Source organism: Chordicoccus furentiruminis, assembly GCF_019355395.1.
Taxonomy (GTDB): Bacteria; Bacillota; Clostridia; order Lachnospirales; family Lachnospiraceae; genus Chordicoccus; species Chordicoccus furentiruminis.
Genome location: NZ_CP048829.1, coordinates 2,856,500 through 2,881,695, shown reverse-complemented (window position 1 = coordinate 2,881,695; position 25,196 = coordinate 2,856,500). Strand labels below are relative to the sequence as shown.

The following is a 25,196-nucleotide window of genomic DNA, read 5'->3' as shown; positions in this document are numbered from 1 at the left end:
TGAAGCAGGCGCCTCAGACCGTCAGAACCAGCCTGTCTCCGATCGCGTCGGCGCATGCCGCCTGAATCGCCTCATTCCATGTCGGATGCGCATGCACGATATCCTTCACTTCATAAACCGTGATCTCCATATCCATCAGCGTCTTGGCCTCGGCGATCATCTCGGTCGCAAGACCTCCTACGATATGCACGCCGAGGATCTCCCCGTACGCACGGTCAGCGATGACCTTCACAAACCCTTCTGTCTGTCCGCCTGCAACGGCGCGGCTGTTAAGAGAAAACGGGCACCGGCCGACCAGGATATCCCCCCGTTTCCGCGCCTGCGCTTCAGTGAGCCCGATGCCGGCCGCTTCCGGGATCGCGTAAAGATTGAGAGGCACACGGTTCAGGTGAACCTCCTTCGGTGATCCGCACGCGGTCTGGGCGGCCGCCTCGCCCATCTTCATCGCGGAGTGTGCGAGTATGCTCTGGTTCGTCATATCGCCGCAGGCGAAAATACTGTCGAGGTTCGTGCGGCAGCAGGAATCGACCATCAGCTTTCCTCTCTCAAAATCGAGCTGGCCGGCAAGGGAACCCAGCGCGCCGAGCTCTGGCTTCCGCCCCGCTGCCAGCAGGATCCGTTCGGCGGACAGCTCCTCTCCGTCCCTGAGCACGAGCATCGGATGACCGTTTTCTCCCTCGAAAGACGCCACCTGTCTCCCGGTCAGCACCCGGATTCCACGGGCAGTGAACGCGTTCGAAACCGCAGACGCAATTTCCCCGTCAAAGGTAGGAAGAATGGACGGCTGACGCTCGACCAGCGTCACGCGGGATCCGAAACGGCTCCAAACGGAAGCCATCTCGCACCCGATGACGCCGCCTCCGACGATAACCAGGCTGGCCGGCACTTCCGTAAGTTCGAACATCGCCTCGCTCGTGACGATTCCCTCAAGATCCGCCCCCGGCACATCAAGGCGGACCGCATGCGATCCGCAGCACAGAATGATGTTCTCCGCTCGGTAGGTCTTCTGACCCGTCCGGATATGGTGGCGCCCGATCAGCGCGGCCATGTCTCTTACGATCTCCACGCCTTCTTTTTTCAGCTTCTCTTCCGTCTCCCTCCGGATTGACGCGACCGTCCGATCCTTCCATTCCTTCAGCTCCGCAAGGTCAAAGGAAAAGCCGGACGATCGGATACCGCGTCCGGCTTCCGCTTCCGCCGCATCCAGAACGGCGGCGGTCCGGTTATAAGCCGTCATCGGGACCGATCCCTCTCCTGTACTGGTTCCTCCCAGATGTCCGCGTTCGAACAGCACGGTCTTTGCTCCCATCCGGGCCGCTTTCAGCGCGGCGACACAGCCGGCCGGACCGCCCCCGATGACGGCCACGCGGTATTCGTACGTCCGCTCCTGCGAGCGGCGCTCATCCGCGCCGAGCATCCTCTCCTCCTCCTCGCGGACGCTCCCTCCGGCCATCGTCGGATGATCCGGCACCTTCTCGCCCTTCTCGCCAACATACCCGATGACGGTCACGACCGGAACGACCGCGCCGTCATCAAAATATTTCACGAGAAGCGTGCCGTCCGCAGGCGATTCGACCTCCATCGTGACCTTGTCCGTCTCGATCTCCAGCAGTGCATCGCCTTGTTTCACCGTATCGCCTGTTTCCGCAAGCCAGCGGACGATTGTGCCTTCCTGCATATCCATGCCGGCCTTCGGCATAAACACTTCTTTTGCCATTTTATCCTCCAGAATTCGCTTCAAAAAAAACGGGCGCCCCGAAGAGCGCCCGGCTTTTTTCTCCCCGCTGATCCATCGTTCCTGTCATTCTTCCGCCGCTTCCGTTCCGCCGATCAGGCTTTCCGGATGCTCAAGAAACTCACGGACAGCCAGGTTGAACACGGCGGCCTGCGCTCCATCCAGAAGCCGGTGATCAAATGTCGTGCAGATGTGCATGAGCTTCCGGACCTCGACGGCACCGTCCTTCACCGCGCACCCGTCATAGATCGAGCAGACCCCGAGAACCGCGGCTTCAGGCAGATGAAGCATCGGCGTAAACGCCTCCACACCGTACATCCCCATATTCGTGACCGTGAAGGTCGAATGGCTGCATTCATCCGGCGTCACACTTTTCTCTCTGGCTCTTCGGATAAGATCATGCGCCTTCTCCGCGAGCTCCTCCGGAGTCAGCGTGTCCGCCTCCTTAAGAACCGGAACAAGGATTCCTTCATCAAGAGACACGGCAATGCCGATGTTGATGTCGTTCTTGTAAATGATACGGTCGCCCGCGTAAGAGCACAGAAGCCGTTTGTTTTTGAGAAGCGCCTTCGCCGCGGCCATCAGTACGAGATCGTTGACCGTGTAGTGAATCTTACTCTTCCCGTTATGATGAAGCCTCATCTCCTGAAGCCGCGTGACATCCACCTTGGTCGTCACCGTCACAGTCGGAATCGCGGCGGCCTCGCTCATACTTGCCGCGATCACCCTGCGCATGCTGCTCATGCTCTCCCTGAGTTCTCCGGGCTGCAGAACATAATCCGCCTTCCCCGCTGCGTGCAGAACGTCATCCTTTCCGATTCTGCCGCCGATGCCGGTTCCGCGGATTCCTTCCAGATCGATATGCATCGAATCCGCGATTCTGCGTGCCAGCGGCGTCGCAAACACCTCGCGGATCCTCTGTCTTCCCTCTCTCGCGCGAAGCACGTCCCTCGCCTTTACCGCGCCGTCCGGCCCGGTCGGCGTCACGGCCGAAAGATCGATATGATACTGTTTCGCCGTCTTCCGCGCATAGGGGGTCGCCTTTACAAACGTCATCGCTTCACCCGACTTCCTCACGCACCGCCTCGCAGATCTTCTCTTCGTCCGGCAGCGCGCCCTTCTCCAGAACCGGAGAGAATGGCACCGGCGTATCCGCCGCCGCCAGCCTTCGGATCGGTGCGTCCAGATAGTAGAATGCATCCGACTCCGCGACACTGGCCGCGATCTCTCCGCCCAGACCGCCCGTCTTCACCGCTTCATGGACGATCAGGAGGTGCTTTGTTTTCCTCACCGATTCGATCACCGCGGGCTTGTCCATCGGAAGCAGTGTCCGGAGGTCGATCACTTCCGCGGAAATGCCCTCCTTCGCCAGCGTCTCCGCCGCCGAAAGGCAGAGCGTCACCATGCGTCCGTACGTGACGATGGTGACATCCGTTCCGGTCCGCTTGACGTCGGCCTTCCCGATCGGAATTGTGTACTCTTTCTCCGGAACAACGCCTCTCGTGCGGTAAAGCAGTTTCTGCTCAAGGAAAATGACCGGATTGTTGTCACGGACCGCCGACTTCAGGAGCCCCTTCGCGTCGTACGGCGTTGAGGGCGCGATCACCTTGAGTCCCGGAATGTGACAGAGCATCGCCTCCAGAGATTGAGAATGCTGGGCGGCTGCGCCGGTTCCGCAGCCGGCCGCCGTCCGGATCACGAGCGGCACCGAAACCTTTCCTCCGAACATAAAGTGCATCTTCGGGGCCTGATTGAGGATCATATCCCAGCAGACGCTCAGGAAGTCCGAGAACATGATCTCCACGATCGGACGCATGCCTTCCAGTGCGGCTCCGATGGCGCAGCCCACAAACCCTGCCTCCGAAATCGGTGTGTCAATCACCCGGTCCGGAAACTTCTGATACATATCCTGTGTCACACCGAACGCGCCGCGGTACACGCCGATGTCCTCTCCCATCAGGAAGACGTTTTCATCCCGCCGCAGTTCCTCGCACATCGCATCCCGGATCGCCTGAGCGTATGTGATTTCATTCTGCGTAGACATCTTCGTACAGATCCTCCACTTTCGGATACGGACTTTCGATCGCGAAATTGACCGCATCCTCAACGAGCCCGGCTGCCTGCCGCTCCAGCTCTTCGATCTCCTTCTGTGTGGCCAGTCCGCGTTCCAGCATTTTCTTCTCATGCAGCCGGATCGGATCCAGCTGTTTCCAGTAATTGATCTCTTCCTTTGTCCGGTAAAGGTTGCCGTCCGACTTGCTGTGTCCTGAAATACGGTAGGTATTCTCCACGATCAGGACAGGCTCCTTCCTTGAGAGCGCGTATGCACGTGCCTTCGTCACCGTATCGCAGACCGCCTCCGCATCGTTCCCGTCCACCGTCCACGCCTTCATCGCGTACGGAATTGCACGGTCTGCCAGATTGGTATCCTTCATCACCCTTGAAATATGGGTGCTCATTCCGTACAGATTGTTGATGCACACGAAGAGAACCGGCAGTCCCCAGACGGACGCCAGATTCATCGATTCGTGAAAAATGCCCTCATTGGTCGCGCCGTCGCCGAAGAACGCCGCCGCTACCGCCTCTTCGCCCCGTCTCTTATGCGCAAAAGCCGCCCCGCAGGCCAGCGCCATTGAGGGCCCGACGATTCCGTTTGCGCCGAGCACACCGGCGTCCTTGTCCGCAATGTGCATCGAACCGCCACGGCCCTTGCAGACCCCGGTGGATTTCCCGAAGATCTCGGCCATCATGCGCCGGATATCGATTCCCTTGCAGATCGCCGCCCCGTGTCCTCTGTGCGTGGCGAACATATCGTCAGCGGCTGTCAGCGCGAGACAGGTGCCCGCGTCCGTCGCTTCCTCGCCGATCCCGAGATGGGTGGTGCCGTGAATCATGCCCAGTGAAAAATAGTACTGTACGTTTTCCTCAAACTTACGCACCAGCATCATCTTTCCGAGCAGCCTGATAGCGAGTTCTTTATCCATAATATTCAGCTTTCTTGAAAGGTTTCATCAAGACGGCGGTCGATTTCCTCCTCAATCTGAAGAATATCGTCGACTGACGGGTCGCGGATCACCTGATGCGCGGCCATCGCCGCCTCGATGATATCGTAGATCTCCGTGAAACGGATGCCGCCTTTGCGGAAGCGGGCATTGGCCCACTCGTTCGCCGCGTTGAATACGCACGGCATCGATCCGCCTGTGCGGGCGGCCGATATCGCCAGCGGCAGTCCCCGGAACAAATCATCTCGCGGCCGTTCAAAATCAAGATGGCCAAGAGCGAACAAATCCAGCTGCGCGGCCGGCGAAGGAAGATGCTCCGGCCAGGTCAGCGCGTACTGAATCGGGATCCTCATATCCGATACGCCCATCTGAGCGAGAATGGATCCGTCCTCATACTCCACTGCCGAATGGATCGCGCTCTGAGGCTGAATCACCACTTCAACCTGATCCGGCGTCACGTTAAACAGCCAGCAGGCTTCGATGACCTCCAGTCCTTTATTAACCATAGAGGCCGAATCGATGGTCACCTTCGGTCCCATGCTCCATGTCGGATGGGCCAGTGCTTCCTTTACCGTCACCTGAGAGAGCTGCTCTGCCGTCATGCGGCGGAACGGTCCTCCGGACGCTGTCAGAATAATCCGTCCGATCCGGGATCCGGCCCTCCCCTGAAGGGACTGAAAAATCGCCGAATGCTCCGAATCCACGGGCAGGATCCTGACCTGATGCTTCCGGGCCAGCGGCATGATGATATGTCCCGCCGTCACGCAGGTCTCTTTGTTCGCCAGCGCGATATCCTTCCCCGCCTCAATTGCGGCGATCGTCGGACGGATCCCGATCATGCCGACGATCCCGGTAACCACAACGTCGACGTCATCCGAGGAACACATCGCGATCAGTCCGTCCATGCCGCTCACGACACGAACGGGCAGATCCTTCACCCGGGCTCTCAGATCCTCCGCCGCCTTCCGGTCAAAGACAGCCGCGACAGCAGGATGAAATTCACGAATCTGCTTCTCCAGAAGTTCAATGGAACGGCCGCACCCAAGTGCGGTGACACGGAGAAGATCCGGGTGCATCCGCACGACATCAAGTGTCTGTGTGCCGATCGACCCGGTCGAGCCAAGAACAGCGATCCGCTTCATCAGATTGTCATCAGCTCCTTCGTCTTTTCCTCGATGGCGGTGTCGATTTTTTTGATGTACCGGTCTGTCATCTTCTGAAGCTGCTCCTCGTCATCGCTGACCTCGTCCTCGGAAACCTCCTCGGATTTTTTCAGCTTCTTCAGCATCTCGTTGCCGTCCCGGCGGATATTCCGCACCGCCACTTTGGCGCCCTCGCCCTTTTTCTTCACGTCTTTGACAAGCTGCTTTCTCCGGTCCTCGGTCAGCTCAGGGAACACCAGGCGGATCACGCGCCCGTCATCCGAGGGATTGATTCCCAGATCAGATGTAAGAATCGCCTTGTTGATCGCCTTCACCATCTTCGGCTCCCAGGGTGTGATGGTGATCATACGGGCCTCCGGCACCTGCACATTCGCGACCTGCTGAATCGCGGTCGGCGAGCCGTAGTAATCCACCATGATCCTGTCAAGGACATGCGGATTCGCCCGTCCTGCGCGGACTGCCTGCAGCTCGCTCTCCAGGCTCTTCATCGTTTTTGTCATCTTCTCATCATAGATCTTCAGTCTCTCGTTCATCTTACAGTCCTTCCTTTCGTCGTTTGCAGCCGTTCGTCAGACTGTCACTCTGGTTCCGCTGACCACGCCGCGGGCCGCCTTCGCGATGCTGTTCTCGCCGTTCAATCCGAAGACGAGCATCGGCATCCGGTTTTCCTTCGCCATCACGGCCGCCGCCCCGTCGACCACGCCGAGCTGCTTCTCCACGACCTCGTCGATGGAAACCGAATCATACTTCCTCGCATCGGGGTTGGTCTTCGGATCACTGTCGTAAACGCCGTCGACCGCCTTTGCCAGCAGGATCTCGTCCGCTTCCATCTCGATGGCCCGCAGTACGACTCCTGTATCCGTCGAAAAATACGGATGACCGGTGCCTCCCGCAAAAAACACAACCTCTCCCTGCTCAAGCAGTTCCACTGCACGATCCTTCGAAAACAGCTCTGTAAACGCGCCAACGGCAAAAGGCGTCATCACGTTTGTCCTCATTCCCTGTGAGCGGAAAATTTCCGACACATAGATGCAGTTCATGACGGTCGCCAGCATCCCGATCTGATCGGCCTTTGTGCGGTCGATGGCATGAGATGTCCGTCCGCGCCAGAAATTGCCCCCGCCGATCACGATCGCCACCTGAATGCCTTCAGCGAGGATCTCCTTTACCTGAACGGCAACCCGAGTCACCGTTTCCTCGTCAAAACCTGTCTTCTTCTCACCTGCGAGCGCCTCTCCGCTCAGCTTCAGCAGTACCCTTCTCATCCGTACCTCCACATGACTGGTCATTCGGTGCACGCAAACACAAGGCAGCCGTTTCCTCCCCGCCGATCGTCTTTTCTTCCGGGCCGGAGCCGGGTGCCATCCTGTTGCGCACACGTTCAATCTGGTGCCATTATAGCATAGATAGCCTGCTTGTGGGTGGAGTTTTGACCGGCTGGAAACCGGTCCGTCCTGTGTCCGTCATAAGGGAAGCCGGAGGCTTCCGCCCCCGGCTTCTCTTATAATTCCGCCGCCATCACTCCAGCAGCTTCTTCAGTTCATCCATAAAGGTGGCCGCGTCCTTGAATTCGCGGTACACACTGGCGAAGCGAACGTACGCCACCGGATCCAGATCCTTGAGGCGGTCCATCACCAGCTCACCGATTTCCGTGCTGGAAACCTCCCGCTCGCCGCGGTTATAGATCTCCGTCTCGACATTGTCCACAAGATCATGAACCTGCTGGGCGGAAATCGGTCGTTTGTGACAGGCGCGAAGCACACCGGCCTCTATCTTTGAGCGGTCGAATATCTCTCTCGTCCTGTCTTTTTTTATTACAACAAGCGGAACCATCTCCACGCGCTCATAGGAGGTAAACCGCCTGCCGCACTCATCGCAGACCCGCCGTCTGCGGATCGATGAATTATCATCCACCGGTCTTGAATCGACGACCCGTGTATCCGGGTTGCCGCAGTATGGACACTTCATCAGTGGTTCCTGTTCTTAAGGAAATCCGGGATCTGGATATCCTGCTTCTGTACCGTACTTTGGATCTTCGGCTGCTGGAGCGTCATCGGAGCCGTATCCGCCTTCGGAGACTTCTGGGCCTTGAAGTTCGGAGCCGTGAAAGTCGGTGCCGTAAAGGTCGGCGCCGTGAAGGAACTCTGGAACGGCTGCTTCGCTTCTCTGGCCTTCTTCGCTTCTCTGGCTTTCTTCGCCGCCTGCTCCCGCGCGATCTTGTCCGCGTCCTGAAGTCCGGTCGCGATCACCGTAATCTTGCAGGTATCAACCTCCGAGTCATCATACATTGCGCCGAAGATGATATTGGCGTCATCGCCTACCATCTGCTGGACATAGCTGGCGGCGTCATTGGCGTCCATGAGGGAAATATCGCCGCGGATATTGATGATGACATTCTTCGCACCCTGAATCGATGTCTCGAGGAGCGGGCTCTGCACCGCCTGCTGCACAGCCTCAAGTGCCTTGTCGTCGCCCTTCGACTCGCCGATACCGATATGCGCGATCCCGCCGTTCGTCATAACCGTCTGAACATCTGCGAAGTCAAGATTGATGAGGGCCGGCTGATTGATCAGGTCCGTAATGCCCTGCACCGCCTGCTGAAGAACTTCATCTGCTTTCTTCAGTGCTTCCGGCATCGTCGTTCTTCGATCGACAATGTCAAGAAGCCTGTCATTCGGGATCACGATCAGCGTATCCACGCTCTGCTGCAGCTTCTCGATGCCTCGCATCGCGTTCTCCATCCGCTTGTTCGCCTCAAATCGGAAAGGCTTTGTGACAACGCCGACAGTCAGGCACCCGAGCTCCTTCGCGATGCTCGCCACAACCGGCGCGCCGCCTGTCCCGGTACCGCCGCCCATACCGCAGGTCACAAAAACCATATCCGCGCCTGTCAGAGTCTGCTTGATCTCTTCCGCACTCTCGGTCGCAGCCTGTTCTCCGACTTCCGGCTTCGCGCCGGCGCCGAGACCCTTCGTCACCTTTTCCCCGATCTGCACGATCGTCGGCGCCTTGCAAAGTGAAAGCGCCTGCTTGTCAGTGTTCACTCCAACGAATTCGACGCCGCCGATGGTCTCGTCCACCATCCGGTTGACAGCATTGTTGCCGGCTCCGCCTACACCGACAACGATGATACGGGCCTCGGATTCGGCTTCATTCGATGTAATCTCTAACAAAATGCTCCTCCTTTTTCCCTTCCAAAGGACTCAGACGCTATATGGAAAGACTTTCGTCATCTTATGTCAAACATAGATAAATGATATAGTGTTTAGGCTCTTTTATCAAGATTAATTTCGAATTTGTTAAAACTCGGAAGCTGTCTCAGGAGCCGGACGGATCAAAGATCAGATTGCTCTGAGATCCGTCATACGTCTCGAGATGAAGCGTCCCCTTGTATTTTCCCTCAATCGCCGGCAGCACTTCGCCCATTTTCCGGATCCGCAGTTCCAGCTTTTCCCCCGTACCCAGCAGAACGGTGATATCCCCGTATGTCAGCGTCATGCTGCTCTTGCCGTCAAACGTCACCATATCAGGCATAAGCGTCGAATCTGCCGAAACCAGATTGCTCAGAACGCCGAGCATGGAGAAAACTTTTGTATTGGTAATCGGGAGTGCTTTTCCGACTGCAGGATCGCTTCCCAGCTCAAGTCCCTCTACAGGCGGAATCTGCTCCCCGTCCGTCCGGCTCAGCGCACTGGCCCGGACAGCGCCGGCGCTGTCGAAATACCACCACCGTCCTCCGCTGGTGAGGCAGCCGACAAAATTCCGCTCGGTCACGTACACGCGAATCGTGTCCGGCGACAGGATCCTGACGTCAAGCTTTTCCACAAATCCATCCGATTCAATCCTGCGGTTCGTGTTGAACGCTTTGGCCAGCAGCGTATTCCCGAAAACCGGCCGTGACAGAATCATCTCCGTGATCTCTTCCGGCGTCTCGTGAAGATTCCCCCGCACGACAACCGTCTTCAGCTGAAACACAAACGCAAGCGCCGCCAGCACCGCCGCGAAAAATAAAAACCGGAGAACGAATCGGCGCGCACGGCGCCGTCTCCGCCGTGCCTTAGACCTCTTTCCTGACATATTCCTTGAACACGTCTCCTCGCACTTCGTAATTCGGGAACTCGCCCCATGACGCACAGGCCGGGGACAGCAGCACCGCATCGCCTTCCTCCGCATGGTCGCGGCAGTAGTCCATCGCCTCGTGCATGTTCCCGCACATCACAATATCTTCTTCAGGAAATCCGAGGGCAACCGCGGAAACACGGATATTGTCCTTTGTCGCTCCTTCCAGCACCAGCTTCTTCACGCGCCCTCCAAAGCTCCGGATCCAGGGATCATAGTCAGACTGTTTGTCGTAACCTCCCGCAATCAGAAAAGTCGGTCGGCTCATCGCCTCAATGCCCCGGATCGCCGCGTCCGGATTGGTTCCCTTTGAGTCATTGTACCAGATCACGCCCCGCTTCTCATCCACATATTCGATCCGGTGCTCCACCGGGCGGAAACGGCGCGCCGTATCCGCGATGAGGTTCAGATCCACTCCGGCGCTCGCGGCCATCGCGACTGCCGCCATCACATTCTCGTAGTTATGCATTCCGATCAGTTTCAGCGCCGTGACATCCACAACCGGCGTTTTCCTCCCGTGTTCCGCGATCACGATTTCATTGCCGTCGAGATATACGCCCTCGTCAAGCGTATGCTTCGACGAGAAAAAGCGCACTTTCGCGGGACATCCGGCCGCAAACTCTCTCAGGACCGGATCCTCGTAATTCAGCACGCAGGTGTTTGTCCGATCCTGGTTCTTCGTGATCATCTCCTTGACCCGGATGTACTCCTCCATCGTGTGATGCCGGTTCATATGGTCTTCGGTGATGTTCAGAATCGCGCTCACATCCGGACGGAACGTATCGATCGTCTCAAGCTGAAAGCTGCTGATCTCGGCGACGACCGTCGATCGCTCTGTCGTCCTGAGTGCGGCTCCCGTGTACGCGTTTCCGATGTTTCCGACCACAAAGACCTCGGGAACGGCTGCCCGCATGATATCACCGAGAAGAGAAGTCGTCGTCGTTTTTCCGTTTGTTCCGGTCACTGCCAGCACGCGCCCATGTCCGGCCCGGTACGCAAGCTCCACCTCGCCGATCACCGGAAGGCCGGCTTCCTTCCAGGCACGGACGCGGGGAAGATCCACCGGCACACCGGGACTCATGACAATGAGATCGAGAGCATGCGCGATGTTTTCCGGAAGCGTTCCGGCGCAGACCGTCACCTCACCGGGCTCATCCACGCCTGCGAGCATTTGCTCCCCGGTAAGTCCGGGCTTTTCATCGAAGAGCACCGGATGCGCTCCCAGCTTCACCAGCAGATTGACCGCCCCGATCCCGCTTTTCCCCGCACCGTAAACCAGCACCTTTTTCCCAGAAAAATCCATGTCTCTATCCTCCTTCAATCAGTCCGCCTCGTTTTCCGTCCGGATCCGAACCAGCACATATTCTTCAGAGCGCCAGAAGTCCGACCAGGGAGGCGAGGGCCGTGATCACCGTGAATACTGCCACAATGCGTGTCTCTGACCAGTTGCATTTCTCAAAATGATGATGAATCGGCGTCATGCGGAAGATCCGCTTGCCGTGCGTCGCCTTGAAATAGGTCACCTGTATCATCACCGAAAGAATTTCGATCAGGTAAATGATCCCGACGATCAGAATGTAAAGCGGCATATGGAGAATGTATGCCATTCCTGCCACGAATCCCCCGAGCGCCAGCGATCCGGTATCTCCCATAAAAACCTTCGCAGGATACGCGTTGTAGAGAAGAAAGCCCATCAGAGCGCCGATCACCGCTGCCGGAGCCGGAGCCGTTCCGCTCTTTAAAAGCAGTGAAACCAGCGCGAAGTAGAGTGCCACCACAATCGTCACCGAGCTCGCAAGTCCGTCAAGGCCATCCGTAAAATTGACCGCGTTGACTGTGCCGAGCACCGCAAAAAACAGAAGCGGGATCGCAAATACGCCGATGTCCGCCATCCGGCCGCCGCTGAACGGGATTCTGAGCTGAAAACTCACATCCTTAAACCGAGACAGATAAAAGGCGAACACAGCTGTCACCGCAAATTCCAGAAGCAGCTTCTGCCACGCGATCAGGCCGTCGGAATTGTGCTTCACAACCTTCAGGTAATCATCGACAAATCCGATCAGTCCGAATGCCAGTGTCAGAAACAGTACCGGCCCGATCTTCGGATAGCGGAAAATCATCAGCAGACAGGCAACCGTAAAGGCCAGAAGAATCAGCACGCCGCCCATCGTGGGCGTGCCCGCTTTCTTGAGATGGGTTTCCATCCCGTACGTACGCTCCGTCTGATTCATCTTCAGATGCCTTAGCACCGGGATCACAAAAGGTCCGAGAATCGCCGAGACGGCAAATGAAGCAAGCACAGCCGCGATCGCTCCCACAGTCGATGTATCCAGCATTTATTTGTTCCTCCTTCGCTTATGTCAGACCGGTTTCGTCATTCGTGTACCCGTCGGTTTCCATCGTATTTCCGCCCTCCGTGTCCGATTGAGCCTCCGTTCCCTTCGGCTCCGGCACATTGGTATCGGCTGCTGTATCAGCGTGATCCGGGGTGGAACCATCCGACCGGCCGGATGACGAATCTCCGGAAGAAACGGTTCCGCCCGCGCGGATCTTCTGGCTCTCGTCGATCACGTTGTCATTCTGATCAACGTACTGACTGTCCGAATTGATCAGATAGCCTTCCGAGTCAACCAGATGCCCTTCCGAGTTACGCCGGTCTCCGTTCTCGTCATAATAGTAAGTGTCAGTATCCTCCTCTTCATCCGGCTCTCCGCTGTCCTCATCGTCCGCCGTCGGCTTCTGGTCCCCCGTCGGATTGCTGTAGTCATAGGAAAGATAGACATTATCGGCATCGGACGCCTCGTCCGGCTCGATTCCCAGATACGGAAGAATCTGCTTGAGGATATCTCTGGCGATCCACTGCGGATAACGGTTGTCCGCCTGCTCGGAAACATTCGGCTCGTCGACGACGACGTAAATCACGACCTTGGGATGACTGTAAGGCGCGAAGCCGATCCATGAGTCCAGATATTTTCCGTTTCCGCGCGGGATCTTCTGTGCGGTTCCGGTCTTCCCTCCCATCGAATACCCGTCGACCTTGGCGTACTGCGACGTTCCCTCGTCCACGCTGGCCTTCATGTAGGACTTGACGAGCCCGGATACATCGGAAGCCACTGTCTGCTTCATCAGGATCCCGTCAAAGCTCTGCTTCACCGTGCCGTCGCTGCTTCGGATCTGGCTCACCACATGCGGCTTGTAATAATTGCCGCCGTTGACGATCGAACTGACGGCCGCCGCCTCCTGCAGCATCGTGACGTTGAAGCCCTGACCGAACGAGGCGCAGGCGAGATCCACAGATCCCATCGTATCCGCATCGCTGATGATACCGGCCGCTTCACCCGAAAGATCGATCCCGGTCCTTGATCCGAAACCGAACATCTGCTGGTAACGGCTGAAGCCTTCCACACCGAGCTTTGCGCCGATCTGCATCATCGCATCATTGCATGAATTTTTGATCACGTCTTTCAGTGATTCTTCCCCGTGGCCGTCTGTGTTCGAGCACTTGATTCTGACACCGGCCACCGTCTCACCTCCGTCGCAGACGAAGGTGTCCGAGGAACTGACCGCCCCGCTTTCAAGCGCGGACGCCATCGTCACCGGTTTGAAGACAGATCCGGGCTCGAAACTGTCCGAAACGCAGAAATTCTTCCAGATCTCGTTCAGTTTCTCCGCCTGCTGATCCGCTGTCATGGCGCTGATCTCATCCTCAGTGTAATATAACCTGAGATCACGCGGATGATTCGGATCGTACCCTTCGTTGGATGCCATCGCGTAGATCGCACCGTTGTCGGGATTCATCACCACGACACCGATATGCTTCGCCGCCTTTGTCGTGCTGTACGGGCCGTTTTTGTAAGTGCTCCCGAAGTCCGCAATCGTCTTCTCACAGACTTCCTGAATGCCGGCGTCCAGGGTGCTGACCAGCGTGTCGCCGTCCACCGGCTCCGCGATCGTCTGCTCGATCTCGGAACCTGAATCCCAGTACCCATAGCGTCTGCCGTTCACTCCTGACAGAGAGTAATTGTAATATCCCTCGATCCCCCAGTCCGCCTTATCCGTATCGTAAACAAAGCCGAGCACTTCTCCGGCCAGTGATCCGCGCGGATAGGTGCGGACATAAGTCTCCTCGAACCAGACGCCGCGCACCCCGCTGTGCGACTCGCAATACGAGGAGAATGCCTGCTTATCCTCGATGGTTGCGCCGGATTTCACGACCTGATACTGGGAATCCTTCGTGGCCTCATCCTCCAGGAGGCTTCGCACGCTGCTATCCTCCACACCGAAGACGGAAACCAGTGCTGCCACAGTCGCGTCGGCGCCGCCCGACTGGGCGTTCGCAACGCTTGGATCGAGAATCACATTGTACCGTTTCTCCGAAGTTGCCAGCACGGTTCCGTTCCGGTCGAGGATATCCCCCCGCTTGTAGGCAAGCGTCTGTGAGGCAAACTGGCTCTGTGACCTCGCCAGTACGGCCTTCGCGTACCGTTCGCCGTCCACCGCGCTGATGTACGTCATACGGATGAGCAAAACAAGTAAAGCCAGCACGACAACCAGAAACAGTCCTGCCAGCTTTCTCCTCATCACTGCATTCAATTTTCGGATTCGTTTTCCGTTCCTTCTGATGTCGCGGACGTTTCCCTCCCCGTCCGCCTTCCGAACATCCTTTTTCTCACTCATATTCCGAACGGTTTCCCTGTCTCCCAAACGTCTTGCTGCCACGGGAGAGAAACCGCTTACGAACCGGCATCGACATCCCGATACTGTCTGATAGAATAAGAATCCTGCTTATTATACCACACGATCTGGTCCTCTGCCGCATATTTCATTCCCAGTCTCCCGACAGCGGTTTCACGGATCCTGTTCCAGTCCACACTGTTGACAGCCATCTCGTAAAGCGCGTCGTTCTCGCTCCGGAGCGCCATCAGATTTGTTTCCGTGCTCTGATTCTCCGCCGCAATGGATGACGCCGTCTCCTTCAGCTCAAGATAATAGACGCACATCAGCACCGTCAGAGCCGAAACCAGAGAAAGAAAGACGACATACGCCGCGTTCATCTTTAGTGCACGGATCCTGTTTCTCCGGACAGCCGCGCTGGAACGTTTTCTTCTTCTTCTCTCTGTTCTTCCGGTCGCCACATGCGCAGGGACATAAGCCGCCGTTCCTTCCACACGATACTGCATACGACTTCGTTCCGATCTTCGATTTACCCTTCCAACAGCCGTATCGTGATAAGTCATCGCTTCTTATGCCTTTCGCTCGAAGACTCTGAGCTTCGCGCTCTTTGCCCTCGGATTCTCGGCGGTTTCCTCCTCCGACGGAATGACCGGTTTTCTGGTAACGACAAAACCCTTCGGCTTCTTGCCGCATACGCAGACCGGAAAATCCGGCGGACAGGTACACGGATTCTCGTTTCGTCTGAACGCCGCTTTAACGATGCGATCCTCAAGAGAATGAAACGTGATGACAGCGATTCTCCCTCCGTCATCCAGCAGATTGATCATTCCGTCCAGCGAATCCTCCAGCGCAGTCAGCTCACCGTTCAGCTCGATCCGGATCGCCTGAAACGTCCGTTTCGCAGGGTGGCCGCCTGTCGCCTGCACCTTCTTCGGAATGGAAGCGCGAATGATCGAAGCCAGCTCCCCAGTGGTTTCAATCCTCTTCCGCTCCCGCTCCGCCACAATATGTTTCGCGATATTCTGCGCGAACCTCTCCTCTCCATAATCGCGGATAATCCGGAACAGCTCATGCTCACTGTACCCGTTGACAATATCGCCCGCCGTGCGTTTCTCCCGCTGGTCCATCCGCATGTCAAGCGGAGCGTCCTGCATATAGGAAAAGCCGCGGTCAGCCGTGTCCAGCTGATACGAGGACACGCCGAGATCCAGTATGATTCCGTTCACCCGCTGTATGCCCAGAGCCTGTACAATGGACGGCATCCGGTCAAAGTTTCCGCGAACGATTGTGACAAGCTCCCCCATGTCACGCAGCCGCTCCCCAGCAGCTTCGATCGCAGCCTCATCCCTGTCGATACCGATCAGCCGGCCCTGTCCGGCCATACGCTTTGCAATTTCCAGAGAATGACCTCCTCCGCCCAGCGTGCCGTCGACATAGACACCGCCTGGTCTGACCCGAAGCGAAGAAACAGTCTCATCCAGCAGGACTGATTTGTGAACGAATGCCATTCTGCCTCCTTGTGCAGCTGTATTTTCCGTCTTCTGCCATCCGGGACTCCCCAGACCCGCATCGCAGAAAACCGGTCACATCATCTGCTTCAGGCTTTCCAGCTCGTCCCGCATCTCGTCCGCGTTGCTCAGCAGACTCTCTGTCTTTGCCCAGATCTCCGGATTCCAGATTTCAAAGCTGTCCATATTGCCGGTCAGGACCACATCCCCGCTAAGATGCGCATAATCGCGGAGACTCTGATTCAGAAGAATCCGCCCCTGCGCATCGAGCCGGCACTCGTCCGCACCGCTGGTAATGAACCGCTTTATCCGTCTGCGCGCTTCCGCGCTTCCCTGAAGTTCATCGAGAGACCGGATATACTCCCGGAAGCCATCCTGCGTAAAAACAGTCAGGTCACCTTCCCACCACGGTGCGACGACCAGCTTCTGTGCGCCGATCTCGTCACGGAATTTGGCGGGGATGATCAGCCTGCCCTTACTGTCGATTGTATGGCTGTATTTCCCCAGAAACATTCCTGATCTCCCATTTCGTGGCATTTCCGTCCCACTTCGTCACCACTTAATTGAAAGTTTACCCCATCGCATCATAAAAAGCAACTGCGGCCAGATAGAATTTTCGCATCAGAGCACAACCCGACATACCGGCGGCGCCCGGCTCTGACAGCCTGTACACGCAAAAAATCCTCCGCTCATCCATGTTCAATGGATAAGCGGAGGATACCTCCTTTTCACGATTCCGTTATGCAAGACGCTCCGAAAGCCGCGAATCGTCTTCACCCGGATGTTCTTTTTCTCCGTCTTCCTGCGGCAGTCAGAACCAGCGACCCGATCACAAGCGCTGCGGAAACGACCATGGAAACCGGAATCTGTGTACCCGGAATCAGAAGCTGGTCCGTTCGGATGCTCTCGATAAAGAAGCGTCCCGCCCCGTAACCGGCCGCATAGACCAGGAACAGCTCGCCGTCGAACTTCGTCCGGTTCCGCATAACCACGAGAAGCAGCAGAACAAAGCAGTTCCAGAGTCCTTCATAAAGAAACGCGGGATGCACCTGTATAAAATCCGTACCGTTTATGTTCACCAGATGCTCCCACATCGCGGTCGTGATTTCATTCTGCCTGACCGCGCTGACCGGAAGCTGCATGGCGAACAGACCGTCCGTGTAGCCGCCGAACGCTTCGCGGTTAAAAAAATTCCCCCATCGTCCCACAATCTGACCGATCGGAAGACCGATCACACAGGTGTCCAGAAGTACGCGGAAACGCATTTTCCGGATACGGGACTGGATAAAAAGCGTCAGCACTCCGGCGATGATGCCGCCGTAAATCGCCAGCCCGCCTTCACGAATACGAAAAACAGACAGCAGATCGTTCCGATACGCATCCCAGTCAAACGCCACATAATACACACGCGCCCCGATGATGGAGAACAGCATCGTCCAGATCACGATGTCGACATAGTCATCCGGCTTCTGCCCGGTCTCCTTTGCCCGGCGTGTCACGGCCCAGATACCAAGCAGCATCCCGACGGCGATACAAATCCCATAATAGGCGATGGTGACCGGCCCGATGCGCAGCGTCTTTCCGACATGGTGCAGATAAAGATGAAGATGCGGGAAATAGATCGCGTCAGACATTGAATCTGAACAGGATGACGTCGCCGTCCTTCACGACGTAATCCTTGCCCTCCATACGGACGAGACCCTTGTCGCGGGCCGCCGCGTAGGAACCGCAGTCCAGCAGCGTCTGATAATTGATCACCTCCGCCTTGATGAAGCCGCGCTCAAAGTCCGTATGGATCTTGCCCGCCGCCTGGGGCGCCTTGCAGCCGATCGGAATGGTCCAGGCCCTCGTCTCATCTTCACCCGTCGTCAGGAAGCTCTGAAGTCCGAGAATATGGTAACTGGCCGTGATCAGCTTCTCAAGGCCGGACTTCGTGATACCCAGATCCTCGAAAAAATCCTTTTTCTCCTCGTCGCTCAGTTCCGAAATCTCCTGTTCGATCTCCGCCGAGACGACAAAGACTTCCGCATTCTGTTCCTTCGCCACCTCACGGACCGACGCGACAAAAGGATTCGACGCGCCGTCGTCCGCCAGATCCTCATCCGCCACATTAGCCGCATAGATCACCGGTTTATCCGTCAGCAGGTCAAGGCTCTCTTTGAACGCCTCGTCTTCCTCATCCTCAAAATGAAGTGAGATGCAGAGACGGCCGTCCTCGAGCCAGTCATGAATCTTCCGAAGAATGTCATACTCCCGTTTCGCGTTCTTGTCCGCTCCGGATTTGGCTGACTTAGCCGTCTTGGCGATCCGCCGGTCGAGCACTTCCAGATCGGCGAACAGCAGCTCAAGGTTGATCGTCTCGATGTCACGCCTCGGGTCGATCGAACCGTCCACATGGATCACGTTCGGATCCTCGAAGCAGCGCACGACATGGACGATCGCATCGCATTCCCGGATATTGGCGAGAAACTGATTGCCGAGTCCCTCGCCCTTTGACGCGCCCTTGACCAGACCCGCGATGTCGACAAATTCCACTGTGGCCGGCGTCACCTTCTTCGAGTGGCTGAAATCTCCAAGCATCTGCAGACGTTCGTCCGGCACCGCCACGACACCGACATTGGGGTCGATCGTGCAGAAAGGATAGTTGGCCGCCTCAGCGCCCGCCTTCGTCAGTGAATTGAACAGAGTGCTTTTTCCGACATTCGGCAGTCCCACGATACCTAATTTCATTGGAATCTCCTTTATAAATTGAGACTTTATCCGGTCTCAGCCCGAGCTTTTGCCTGAAAGCCGGCAGCCCTTGCCTTCCGGTTTCATCTTAATACTGAACTCCCGCGTTCGATCGCAAGAGGCCTGACACAGCACTGAATTATAGCAGAGGGGTCTCATGATCTCAACACAATTCAGCCGCAGCCGCCCGATTGTACACAAAGCGCAAACCGCTTCTGCCGGGAAAGAGACTCCGGCAGCTCTGCGCAATTGAAGGGATCTTAGCTTACATCCGCGCAATCTCATAGAAGAGATCAACTGCGTGCGGAAGAATCCGGTCATCAAAGTCATGTTCCGCCGTGTGAAGCGGCGGATACGACTCGCCGTTTCCGATATAGAAAATCGCGCCCGGGCACCGTTTCTGGTAATATCCGAAATCCTCGGAAGCGCGCCAGAGCGTATTCATTTTCATCGATGGAATACCGAGCGCTGCGGCGGCCGCCTTCACCTTCTCAAGGCACCGGTCATCGTTCACGGTGGCGGAGAACGGGTCCTCCGTCCGGACATGTACCCGCAGTCCGTCCCGCTTTCCGAGCATCTCCGCCCTCTCACGGAGCGCCGTCTCAAGCGCCGTCATCTCCGTCTCTTCCTCCGCGCGGAGCGTCACCCGAAACGCCCCCTCTCCGGCTGAAAGACCGAAATCATTTCCTCCGGACTGAATTCCGACAACCGTCCCCAGCAGCATACCCTGATGCGGCTCTCGTAACTTCTCTCCGAGAAACAGCACCATCTCGGCGATTGCCTGAGATGGATTCCTTCCTTTTTCCGGTTCGCTCGCATGGCAGGTTCTTCCTTCAAATGCAATCGTCAGACCTTCCGATGCGGGCTGAGTCAGACGCGGCCTGTAGACCACGGTCCCCTCCGGGTAACCGCTGAGATTGTGAAACGCGTAGACCTCGCCGATCCGTTTCTCATCGATCAGACGCGAGCATTCCTCACCGCCCGCCCGATCTCTTCTCCCATCTGAAAAATCAGATAAACGGAGCGGTCCCGGATTTTTTTCTTTGAAAGCTCCAGCGCCAGTCCGGCCAGCGCCGCCGCGTGGCCGTCATGACCGCATTTATGCGATACACCGGGTCTCAGTGAACCGTACGGAAGACAAATTGTCTCCGGAATCGGCAGCGCGTCAAGATCAGCCCGGAACGTGACCGGGTTCCGTCCGGCCGGGCCGTCCGAACCGGAGACAGCGTAGAACCATTTCCCCCTGTCTGCGACGGAGAGGTCCGTATTTTCCTCGAGAAAGGCCATAAGGCGCGCCTTCGTTTCGTCTTCCTTAAGGGAAAGCTCCGGATGCGCGTGGAGATCATGACGCAGCTGTATGATTTTTTCAAGATCATTCCGATCCATTTCCCGATCCTTTCTCCGCCCCAAACAGGACCGTCGCGCAGCCCGGACAGCGTCCGGACACCTCCGCTCTCATCATTCCATTCGGGTACAGCCCGTACCAGTCCGAACGGTAAGAAGGCGTCCCGCAGGTACGGCAAAGGCATATTCCGTTTCTGCGGAATTCATGATACCGTCACCCTGACCCGGTTCCAGCAGCCGCTCTGAGAAATGGCATAGATATAGCAGCTTCCTTTTCCCTTCGCCGTGATCACGCCTCCGCTTCCCACCTTCGCCACCTTCGGGTTGTCCGTGAGATAAACGATGCCGGCATGCACCTTCACACGTCCTCCGCCGACTGGTTTGCCAGACGCCTTCACGCGAAAGGTTCGCCCCTTCTTCATCGTCACGCGCTTTGTGTTCAGCATAACTCCGTAATAGTTGGTATACCGTCCTCCGTTCGTCGTGATGAACAGCTTTTCGGAATGATACATCTGCTCGATCCGGCGATTCACGGCATACACCCGGAATTTGTAATATGTGCCGCGCTTCAGTTTCCGGCAGGTCCAGGACGTCACCCCGCTGCCGACCTTCGCGAGCTTCTTCATCGTATGCTGACAGTCCGACCCGTAGATCACATAAGCATAGGCGCCGGAAACGCGGTTCCACGAAAGGGTGACGGAGTTTGATGTCGTCCGTTTCATGTAAGCCCGCAGCACTGTCTTCGGTTCCGGCAAAACCGGTGCTGGATTCTTCTTCCAGGCCGCCTTGTATGCAAGGTTTCCTGTCCGCCCCGGCTTCACGGTCACAGTCTTCACCGCACCGGACAGTCCCGTGCCGGTCCAGCCGACGAAGGTATAGCCCGTGCGCGCAGGATTTTTCAGCGTCCACGCCTTTACGAATCCCTGCCTGTAGGAGGCCGGATTGCCGGAAACCTTCCCGCCGCCGAGCTGGTAGGAAACAGAGTAGATCGCCGGCTTCGGCACCGTCAGATAGGACGCCTTTCTGACACCGGTCCGTCCCGCATACTTGACCATGCTCCGCATGATCGCATTGGCGATCAGGCGTTCCCCGGGATCCCTCGGATGGATTCGATCATTCTTATAGTAAAAGAATGTTTCATATTCCGTCTTACGCAGTCCGCTCTCTGAGCCGTACAGAGGCTGCCATCCGAGCCGCTTCGCCTCATCATAATAGATGTAACACCGTTTCCGACAGTAGTCTTTCCGTGTCTCGGAAATCCCCCAGTTGATGCCGGCATATTCAATACAGGTGAGATTGGGAAAGACCGAGTTGGCATAATCATCAAACGTCCTCATAGCGGAGCGGATCTCCTGTTCCGTCGCGCCACCGCTCTTATATGTATAATCGTTGCCGATCCCGCCTCCGACGAGAATATGCGTAATCGACCTGCAGTCCGTCTGAGCCGCCGCCTTCTTGAGAATGGTCAGGAACTGATATGCGCCCTGCCCGGTCGTCTTCGCGAAACCGCATCCGCCCTTCTGGGCATAGACGGTATTCGAAAGTCCCAGACCGCCCGAAACATACTCCTGCCAGAGCGGGCCAGATCCGCAGGAACCGTGATCCGAGTAGGAATCGCCCACCATCAGATACCGCACCGGGCGGCTTGCGGCCCTGCATGGGAACACAACCGCCAAAACGCACAGCACGGCAAAAGTCAGAGCTGCCAGAGCATGAACTGCCCGTCGTTTCATACCGCTCATCATATGTTCCTCCTTCCCCGCCATGGTTTTCATTCTTTTTTCGCTGAAAAGACGAAATATACGCTGTTCTTAGAACGCGCCGTACGCGAATGCGGTCGCACTGTAGGAGGCGCCGTAAATCCCGTACACCAGAACAAATAAAATCGAGCCGATATAGACCGCCCAGCGAAGAATCAGCGGCTGAGAGGCGATGACCTCCCGGATGCGGATCTTCCGTTCATGAAGCATGTCGACAACCCACATCGCCACGATGCCGACAATCGCCACATACCAGTCCTTCTGCTCGAGCCCATGAGAATAGAGCGAACCGTCGAACAGGACGTTCAGCCTTGATTCCGAAAACACCTGATGCAGAATCAGAAAGAAGCCGCCCGGTTCACCGGTCGCCGTCAGCATCCGGCCGCCGCAGAAAATCAGGAAAGTACGAATCATCTGAAACAGCCGGTGGCTGAAAGAGTCCGGATCCACATGAAGTGCCTGATTGATCCGGTCCGCCGTACCCTGAAACGCCATGCCCGCGATCATCAGGCTGCCCCAATACAGGCCCCAGACCAAATAGTCCGTTCCGGTTCCATGCCAGAGGCCGGTGCAGATCCACACGATCAGCAGCGGAACGGCTCCCTGCGCCAGCTGAGCCGCGGCCGTTCCTCTTTTCTTTCGGACCTCCGCCGCCCGCTTCCGGAAATACGGTCCCATCGCCAGAGGCATATAGACATAATCCCGGAACCATGCGCCAAGCGTGATATGCCAGCGGCGCCAGAACTCCGCAGCCGTTCTCGAGAAAAACGGCTGTCTGAAATTTTCTTCCAGTTCGATGCCGAGAGCCTGCGACGCGCCGATCACAATGTCCATGCAGCCGGAAAAATCAGCGTAAATCGCCAGTGCATTAAACAATACAGCGATCACCATCTCCGCGCCCGCGTAGTCTCCGACCGACGCAAAAACCGGCGTTGTGAACTGGGTCAGACGGTCCGCGACGACCAGCTTCTTGAAAAAGCCCCAGATCATACGCTGCAGTCCGAAGCAGACCGTACGGTAGTTCGGGGCCGGCAGCTTCTTCAGCTGGCTGAGAAGACGGCCGTAGTTTGAAATTGGTCCTTCGACAATGATCGGAAAATACAGAATGGCAATTAAAAGATCGAAGCCGTTCTTTTCAAACGGGACTTTGCGCCAGTATACATCGGCAAGATATCCTATACACGAAAAAGTATAGTAGGAAATGCCCAGCGGAGCAAGCACATGTCCCGGCGTAAGTGATGACAGCGAGTCTACAGGGGAAAAATGCAGAAGACCTCCCGCCTTCACATACACGAAGATCGCCAGAATCACCGCCAGTGTCGCGAACAGAATTCCTCTTGCTCTTTTCTTGTACGGTGTCAGCCGCCTTCTTTTCTCTTTTTTATCAAGTCCGGCGGACGCACGCTCAAATCGGACATAGACAATTCCCATCAGAGCCGAGCCTGTGTAGACAGCCGCTGATGTCAGCAGAACCAGTTCCAGCGCGCCGAAGCCTCCCATCGCGTAGTAGAAGAAGCCGTTCGCCAGAAGAAGCACCAGCTTCCGGACCACCTGGGCGCGCATCAGACAGCAGAGCGCCAGCACGACCGCAAAAAATACGATGAACCCCGCAGTCTGATACGAAAGGGTGATGCCCGTCTCTTCCATAAAGTCAAATATCATATGTGCTTCACCCTGCCTCACTGATGAGATAACGAATCGCTTCCGTCGCTGAGGCTGATCACCGACGAGTCCACCATTTCCCCGCTTGACGGGTTGAATACAACCACATTCAGGCCTGCCTTATTCAGCGCGTAATCCCGGCCGTTGATCCGGATCTCCGCCTTCGAGTCATTCGATGTGACGGAGCTGGCAGCCTCAACCTTCAGCTTCCCGACCGTTCCCTTGTATGTCTCCTCAGAAGTTCTGCTCCTTACATCCGATTCGCAGACAACCTTATTCCCGTTCAGTACAGCCAGATAGCTGTTCGCGCCGTAACCGGAAAGCAACGTCATCGTGCCCAGCCCGTTCAGCCGCGCGGCAAGAGAAGCGTCCACCGTTTTTGCGATTTCTCCGTTCAGCGCCAGAACGACCAGGTACCCTTCCTGCTTTGCGGCATCCCTCAGAACATCCAGATATGTCTTGGTGTCATTGGCTGTCGCCAGAAGCCGCTGCCATCGGAAAGACTCGTACGCCGCGAGTTTTCTGTCCATAAACGAATAGGACGGATCCCCTCGCCGGTCACTGACGCCGCACGCTTCTGTCAGATACTTCCCGATAAAAGCGGTAAACTTCGTCGCGCCCCAGTAGTTCATGTGATGCCTGTCCCAGGTATCGGACGGACCGATGTCAAAATCACCGGCCCGGTCCATATAGTTGAGATGCGTCACACCGTAGGGCCGCAGATATCTTGACAGAGCTGCCGCCGCATTCACCCGGTTGTCATAAACGCTCTGGGCAGCAGACACATAGGGAAGTGAGACAAAAATCAGCTTCGTCGCCGTCTTGTTGCACAGACGGATCAGTTTATCTATATAAGTGAGGCTCCACTTCGGCAGTGTATAGCTTTCGTCGATCGGATCCGATTTTGAAACGGCCGAGGAAGACGAGCGGATGGAATTAATCCTCGCGCCCAACGCGGCGGCTCGGGTCACCGGCTTCAGGTCATCCTCCGACAGTGACTTCCATTTGGTGTGGTACAAATCCAAAGGAAACACATACTGCAGAAAATCGGTCGGATCTAGGTGCAGGATCATCTCCCAACGTGCTGCGGAAGTCAGCGGCATGTTATCGGTGATATGATGAAGCGTCTCCGCCCTGCTCACCGTTGTGCCATAAGTAATCGTTCCGGCGTCAATCATCAGCACCTTCGGCTGATGCCTTTTGATGACATCCTTCGCGAGATAATAGCTCTCTCCGATGCTCTGCTCCGCCGAAGACAGATTGTAAGAGACAATGCCGTAATCCTGATACAGCTGCATCGGATAGACAGACGTCATAATGGTTGACGCACCGAGAAAAACCACATCAAAGCTGTTTGACGGATAACTGTAAAAATCCTGCGGCAGCGGCCACTCGCCCTTGTTCCTGAACAGTTCTGTCAGCTGTCCGATCAGGATCGCAAGAATCATGAGAAATGCAACCGCCGACAGACACTCTCTGAATATCTTTTTCACGCGTTC

General features: G+C 56.6%; 23 protein-coding genes. All 23 read right to left on the bottom strand.

The genetic code is table 11. From position 1 onward, the window contains the following. Positions 1–13: 13 nt before the first annotated feature. Entirely contained in the window at positions 14–1,717 is a 1,704-nt protein-coding gene (locus tag G4C92_RS13120; protein WP_274940280.1) for an FAD-dependent oxidoreductase, read from the bottom strand. 84 nt (positions 1,718–1,801) lie between these two features. Next, on the bottom strand, positions 1,802–2,791 hold the full coding sequence (locus tag G4C92_RS13115; protein ID WP_274940279.1) for a 2-oxo acid dehydrogenase subunit E2: 990 nt from the start codon (positions 2,789–2,791) through the stop codon (positions 1,802–1,804). A gap of 4 nt (positions 2,792–2,795) precedes the next feature. Further along, a complete protein-coding gene (locus G4C92_RS13110) occupies positions 2,796–3,779 on the bottom strand; it encodes an alpha-ketoacid dehydrogenase subunit beta (RefSeq protein WP_274940278.1) in 984 nt (327 codons plus the stop codon). Next, on the bottom strand, positions 3,763–4,719 hold the full coding sequence (locus G4C92_RS13105; RefSeq protein WP_274940277.1) for a thiamine pyrophosphate-dependent dehydrogenase E1 component subunit alpha: 957 nt from the start codon (positions 4,717–4,719) through the stop codon (positions 3,763–3,765). Before G4C92_RS13105 ends, G4C92_RS13110 begins: the two co-directional genes overlap by 17 nt. A 5-nt stretch (positions 4,720–4,724) precedes the next feature. Then, positions 4,725–5,879, bottom strand: a complete 1,155-nt coding sequence (locus G4C92_RS13100; protein WP_274940276.1) for a 1-deoxy-D-xylulose-5-phosphate reductoisomerase — start codon at positions 5,877–5,879, stop codon at positions 4,725–4,727. Then, on the bottom strand, positions 5,879–6,433 hold the full coding sequence (gene frr, locus G4C92_RS13095; RefSeq protein WP_274940275.1) for a ribosome recycling factor: 555 nt from the start codon (positions 6,431–6,433) through the stop codon (positions 5,879–5,881). The genes G4C92_RS13100 and frr overlap by 1 nt, the downstream gene beginning before the upstream one ends. Positions 6,434–6,469: 36 nt before the next feature. Beyond that, positions 6,470–7,165, bottom strand: coding sequence for a UMP kinase (pyrH, locus tag G4C92_RS13090; protein ID WP_274940274.1), 696 nt, complete (start codon positions 7,163–7,165; stop codon positions 6,470–6,472). Positions 7,166–7,418: 253 nt separating this feature from the next. Further along, positions 7,419–7,868 carry a transcriptional regulator NrdR gene (gene nrdR, locus G4C92_RS13085; RefSeq protein ID WP_274940273.1) on the bottom strand — a complete coding sequence of 150 codons (450 nt, stop codon included), beginning with the start codon at positions 7,866–7,868 and terminating at the stop codon, positions 7,419–7,421. Beyond that, complete coding sequence (ftsZ, locus tag G4C92_RS13080; RefSeq protein WP_274940272.1) at positions 7,868–9,073, bottom strand: cell division protein FtsZ; 1,206 nt, start codon at positions 9,071–9,073, stop codon at positions 7,868–7,870. The genes nrdR and ftsZ overlap by 1 nt, the downstream gene beginning before the upstream one ends. Positions 9,074–9,218: 145 nt before the next feature. Continuing rightward, complete coding sequence (locus tag G4C92_RS13075) at positions 9,219–9,977, bottom strand: cell division protein FtsQ/DivIB (protein WP_274940271.1); 759 nt, start codon at positions 9,975–9,977, stop codon at positions 9,219–9,221. After that, positions 9,958–11,322 carry a UDP-N-acetylmuramoyl-L-alanine--D-glutamate ligase gene (gene murD / locus G4C92_RS13070; protein WP_274940270.1) on the bottom strand — a complete coding sequence of 455 codons (1,365 nt, stop codon included), beginning with the start codon at positions 11,320–11,322 and terminating at the stop codon, positions 9,958–9,960. Before murD ends, G4C92_RS13075 begins: the two co-directional genes overlap by 20 nt. Before the next feature lie 64 nt (positions 11,323–11,386). Then, on the bottom strand, positions 11,387–12,355 hold the full coding sequence (gene mraY / locus G4C92_RS13065) for a phospho-N-acetylmuramoyl-pentapeptide-transferase (protein ID WP_274940269.1): 969 nt from the start codon (positions 12,353–12,355) through the stop codon (positions 11,387–11,389). A 19-nt stretch (positions 12,356–12,374) separates the two neighbouring features. Beyond that, on the bottom strand, positions 12,375–14,696 hold the full coding sequence (locus G4C92_RS13060; protein WP_274940268.1) for a peptidoglycan D,D-transpeptidase FtsI family protein: 2,322 nt from the start codon (positions 14,694–14,696) through the stop codon (positions 12,375–12,377). Between the two features lie 56 nt (positions 14,697–14,752). Further along, on the bottom strand, positions 14,753–15,199 hold the full coding sequence (locus G4C92_RS13055) for a hypothetical protein (RefSeq protein WP_274940267.1): 447 nt from the start codon (positions 15,197–15,199) through the stop codon (positions 14,753–14,755). A gap of 63 nt (positions 15,200–15,262) precedes the next feature. Beyond that, on the bottom strand, positions 15,263–16,201 hold the full coding sequence (gene rsmH / locus G4C92_RS13050; protein ID WP_274940266.1) for a 16S rRNA (cytosine(1402)-N(4))-methyltransferase RsmH: 939 nt from the start codon (positions 16,199–16,201) through the stop codon (positions 15,263–15,265). Between the two features lie 75 nt (positions 16,202–16,276). Next, entirely contained in the window at positions 16,277–16,714 is a 438-nt protein-coding gene (mraZ, locus tag G4C92_RS13045) for a division/cell wall cluster transcriptional repressor MraZ (RefSeq protein WP_274940265.1), read from the bottom strand. A 260-nt stretch (positions 16,715–16,974) separates the two neighbouring features. Next, positions 16,975–17,835, bottom strand: coding sequence for a prolipoprotein diacylglyceryl transferase (gene lgt, locus G4C92_RS13040; RefSeq protein WP_274940264.1), 861 nt, complete (start codon positions 17,833–17,835; stop codon positions 16,975–16,977). Next, entirely contained in the window at positions 17,828–18,931 is a 1,104-nt protein-coding gene (gene ychF, locus G4C92_RS13035; RefSeq protein WP_274940263.1) for a redox-regulated ATPase YchF, read from the bottom strand. The genes lgt and ychF overlap by 8 nt, the downstream gene beginning before the upstream one ends. Before the next feature lie 265 nt (positions 18,932–19,196). Then, the gene (locus G4C92_RS13030; RefSeq protein ID WP_274942016.1) at positions 19,197–19,874 is read right to left on the bottom strand and encodes a M20/M25/M40 family metallo-hydrolase; all 678 of its coding nucleotides are present in this window, start codon (positions 19,872–19,874) and stop codon (positions 19,197–19,199) included. 14 nt (positions 19,875–19,888) lie between these two features. After that, on the bottom strand, positions 19,889–20,317 hold the full coding sequence (locus G4C92_RS13025; RefSeq protein ID WP_274940262.1) for a M20/M25/M40 family metallo-hydrolase: 429 nt from the start codon (positions 20,315–20,317) through the stop codon (positions 19,889–19,891). A gap of 161 nt (positions 20,318–20,478) precedes the next feature. Continuing rightward, entirely contained in the window at positions 20,479–22,017 is a 1,539-nt protein-coding gene (locus G4C92_RS13020; RefSeq protein WP_274940261.1) for a fibronectin type III domain-containing protein, read from the bottom strand. A gap of 69 nt (positions 22,018–22,086) precedes the next feature. Beyond that, the gene (locus tag G4C92_RS13015; protein ID WP_274940260.1) at positions 22,087–23,697 is read right to left on the bottom strand and encodes an MBOAT family O-acyltransferase; all 1,611 of its coding nucleotides are present in this window, start codon (positions 23,695–23,697) and stop codon (positions 22,087–22,089) included. A gap of 17 nt (positions 23,698–23,714) precedes the next feature. Then, positions 23,715–25,190, bottom strand: coding sequence for a hypothetical protein (locus G4C92_RS13010; protein ID WP_274940259.1), 1,476 nt, complete (start codon positions 25,188–25,190; stop codon positions 23,715–23,717). Positions 25,191–25,196 lie beyond the last annotated feature (6 nt).

Coding starts and splice junctions, on each gene's coding strand:
- G4C92_RS13120 (WP_274940280.1), bottom strand. CDS start 1,717: ATGGCAAAAGAAGTGTTTATGCCGAAGGCCGGCATGGATATGCAGGAA.
- G4C92_RS13115 (WP_274940279.1), bottom strand. CDS start 2,791: ATGACGTTTGTAAAGGCGACCCCCTATGCGCGGAAGACGGCGAAACAG.
- G4C92_RS13110 (WP_274940278.1), bottom strand. CDS start 3,779: ATGTCTACGCAGAATGAAATCACATACGCTCAGGCGATCCGGGATGCG.
- G4C92_RS13105 (WP_274940277.1), bottom strand. CDS start 4,719: ATGGATAAAGAACTCGCTATCAGGCTGCTCGGAAAGATGATGCTGGTG.
- G4C92_RS13100 (WP_274940276.1), bottom strand. CDS start 5,879: ATGAAGCGGATCGCTGTTCTTGGCTCGACCGGGTCGATCGGCACACAG.
- frr (WP_274940275.1), bottom strand. CDS start 6,433: ATGAACGAGAGACTGAAGATCTATGATGAGAAGATGACAAAAACGATG.
- pyrH (WP_274940274.1), bottom strand. CDS start 7,165: ATGAGAAGGGTACTGCTGAAGCTGAGCGGAGAGGCGCTCGCAGGTGAG.
- nrdR (WP_274940273.1), bottom strand. CDS start 7,868: ATGAAGTGTCCATACTGCGGCAACCCGGATACACGGGTCGTCGATTCA.
- G4C92_RS13075 (WP_274940271.1), bottom strand. CDS start 9,977: ATGTCAGGAAAGAGGTCTAAGGCACGGCGGAGACGGCGCCGTGCGCGC.
- murD (WP_274940270.1), bottom strand. CDS start 11,322: ATGGATTTTTCTGGGAAAAAGGTGCTGGTTTACGGTGCGGGGAAAAGC.
- mraY (WP_274940269.1), bottom strand. CDS start 12,355: ATGCTGGATACATCGACTGTGGGAGCGATCGCGGCTGTGCTTGCTTCA.
- G4C92_RS13060 (WP_274940268.1), bottom strand. CDS start 14,696: ATGAGTGAGAAAAAGGATGTTCGGAAGGCGGACGGGGAGGGAAACGTC.
- G4C92_RS13055 (WP_274940267.1), bottom strand. CDS start 15,199: ATGCAGTATCGTGTGGAAGGAACGGCGGCTTATGTCCCTGCGCATGTG.
- rsmH (WP_274940266.1), bottom strand. CDS start 16,201: ATGGCATTCGTTCACAAATCAGTCCTGCTGGATGAGACTGTTTCTTCG.
- mraZ (WP_274940265.1), bottom strand. CDS start 16,714: ATGTTTCTGGGGAAATACAGCCATACAATCGACAGTAAGGGCAGGCTG.
- lgt (WP_274940264.1), bottom strand. CDS start 17,835: ATGTCTGACGCGATCTATTTCCCGCATCTTCATCTTTATCTGCACCAT.
- ychF (WP_274940263.1), bottom strand. CDS start 18,931: ATGAAATTAGGTATCGTGGGACTGCCGAATGTCGGAAAAAGCACTCTG.
- G4C92_RS13025 (WP_274940262.1), bottom strand. CDS start 20,317: ATGGATCGGAATGATCTTGAAAAAATCATACAGCTGCGTCATGATCTC.
- G4C92_RS13020 (WP_274940261.1), bottom strand. CDS start 22,017: ATGAGCGGTATGAAACGACGGGCAGTTCATGCTCTGGCAGCTCTGACT.
- G4C92_RS13015 (WP_274940260.1), bottom strand. CDS start 23,697: ATGATATTTGACTTTATGGAAGAGACGGGCATCACCCTTTCGTATCAG.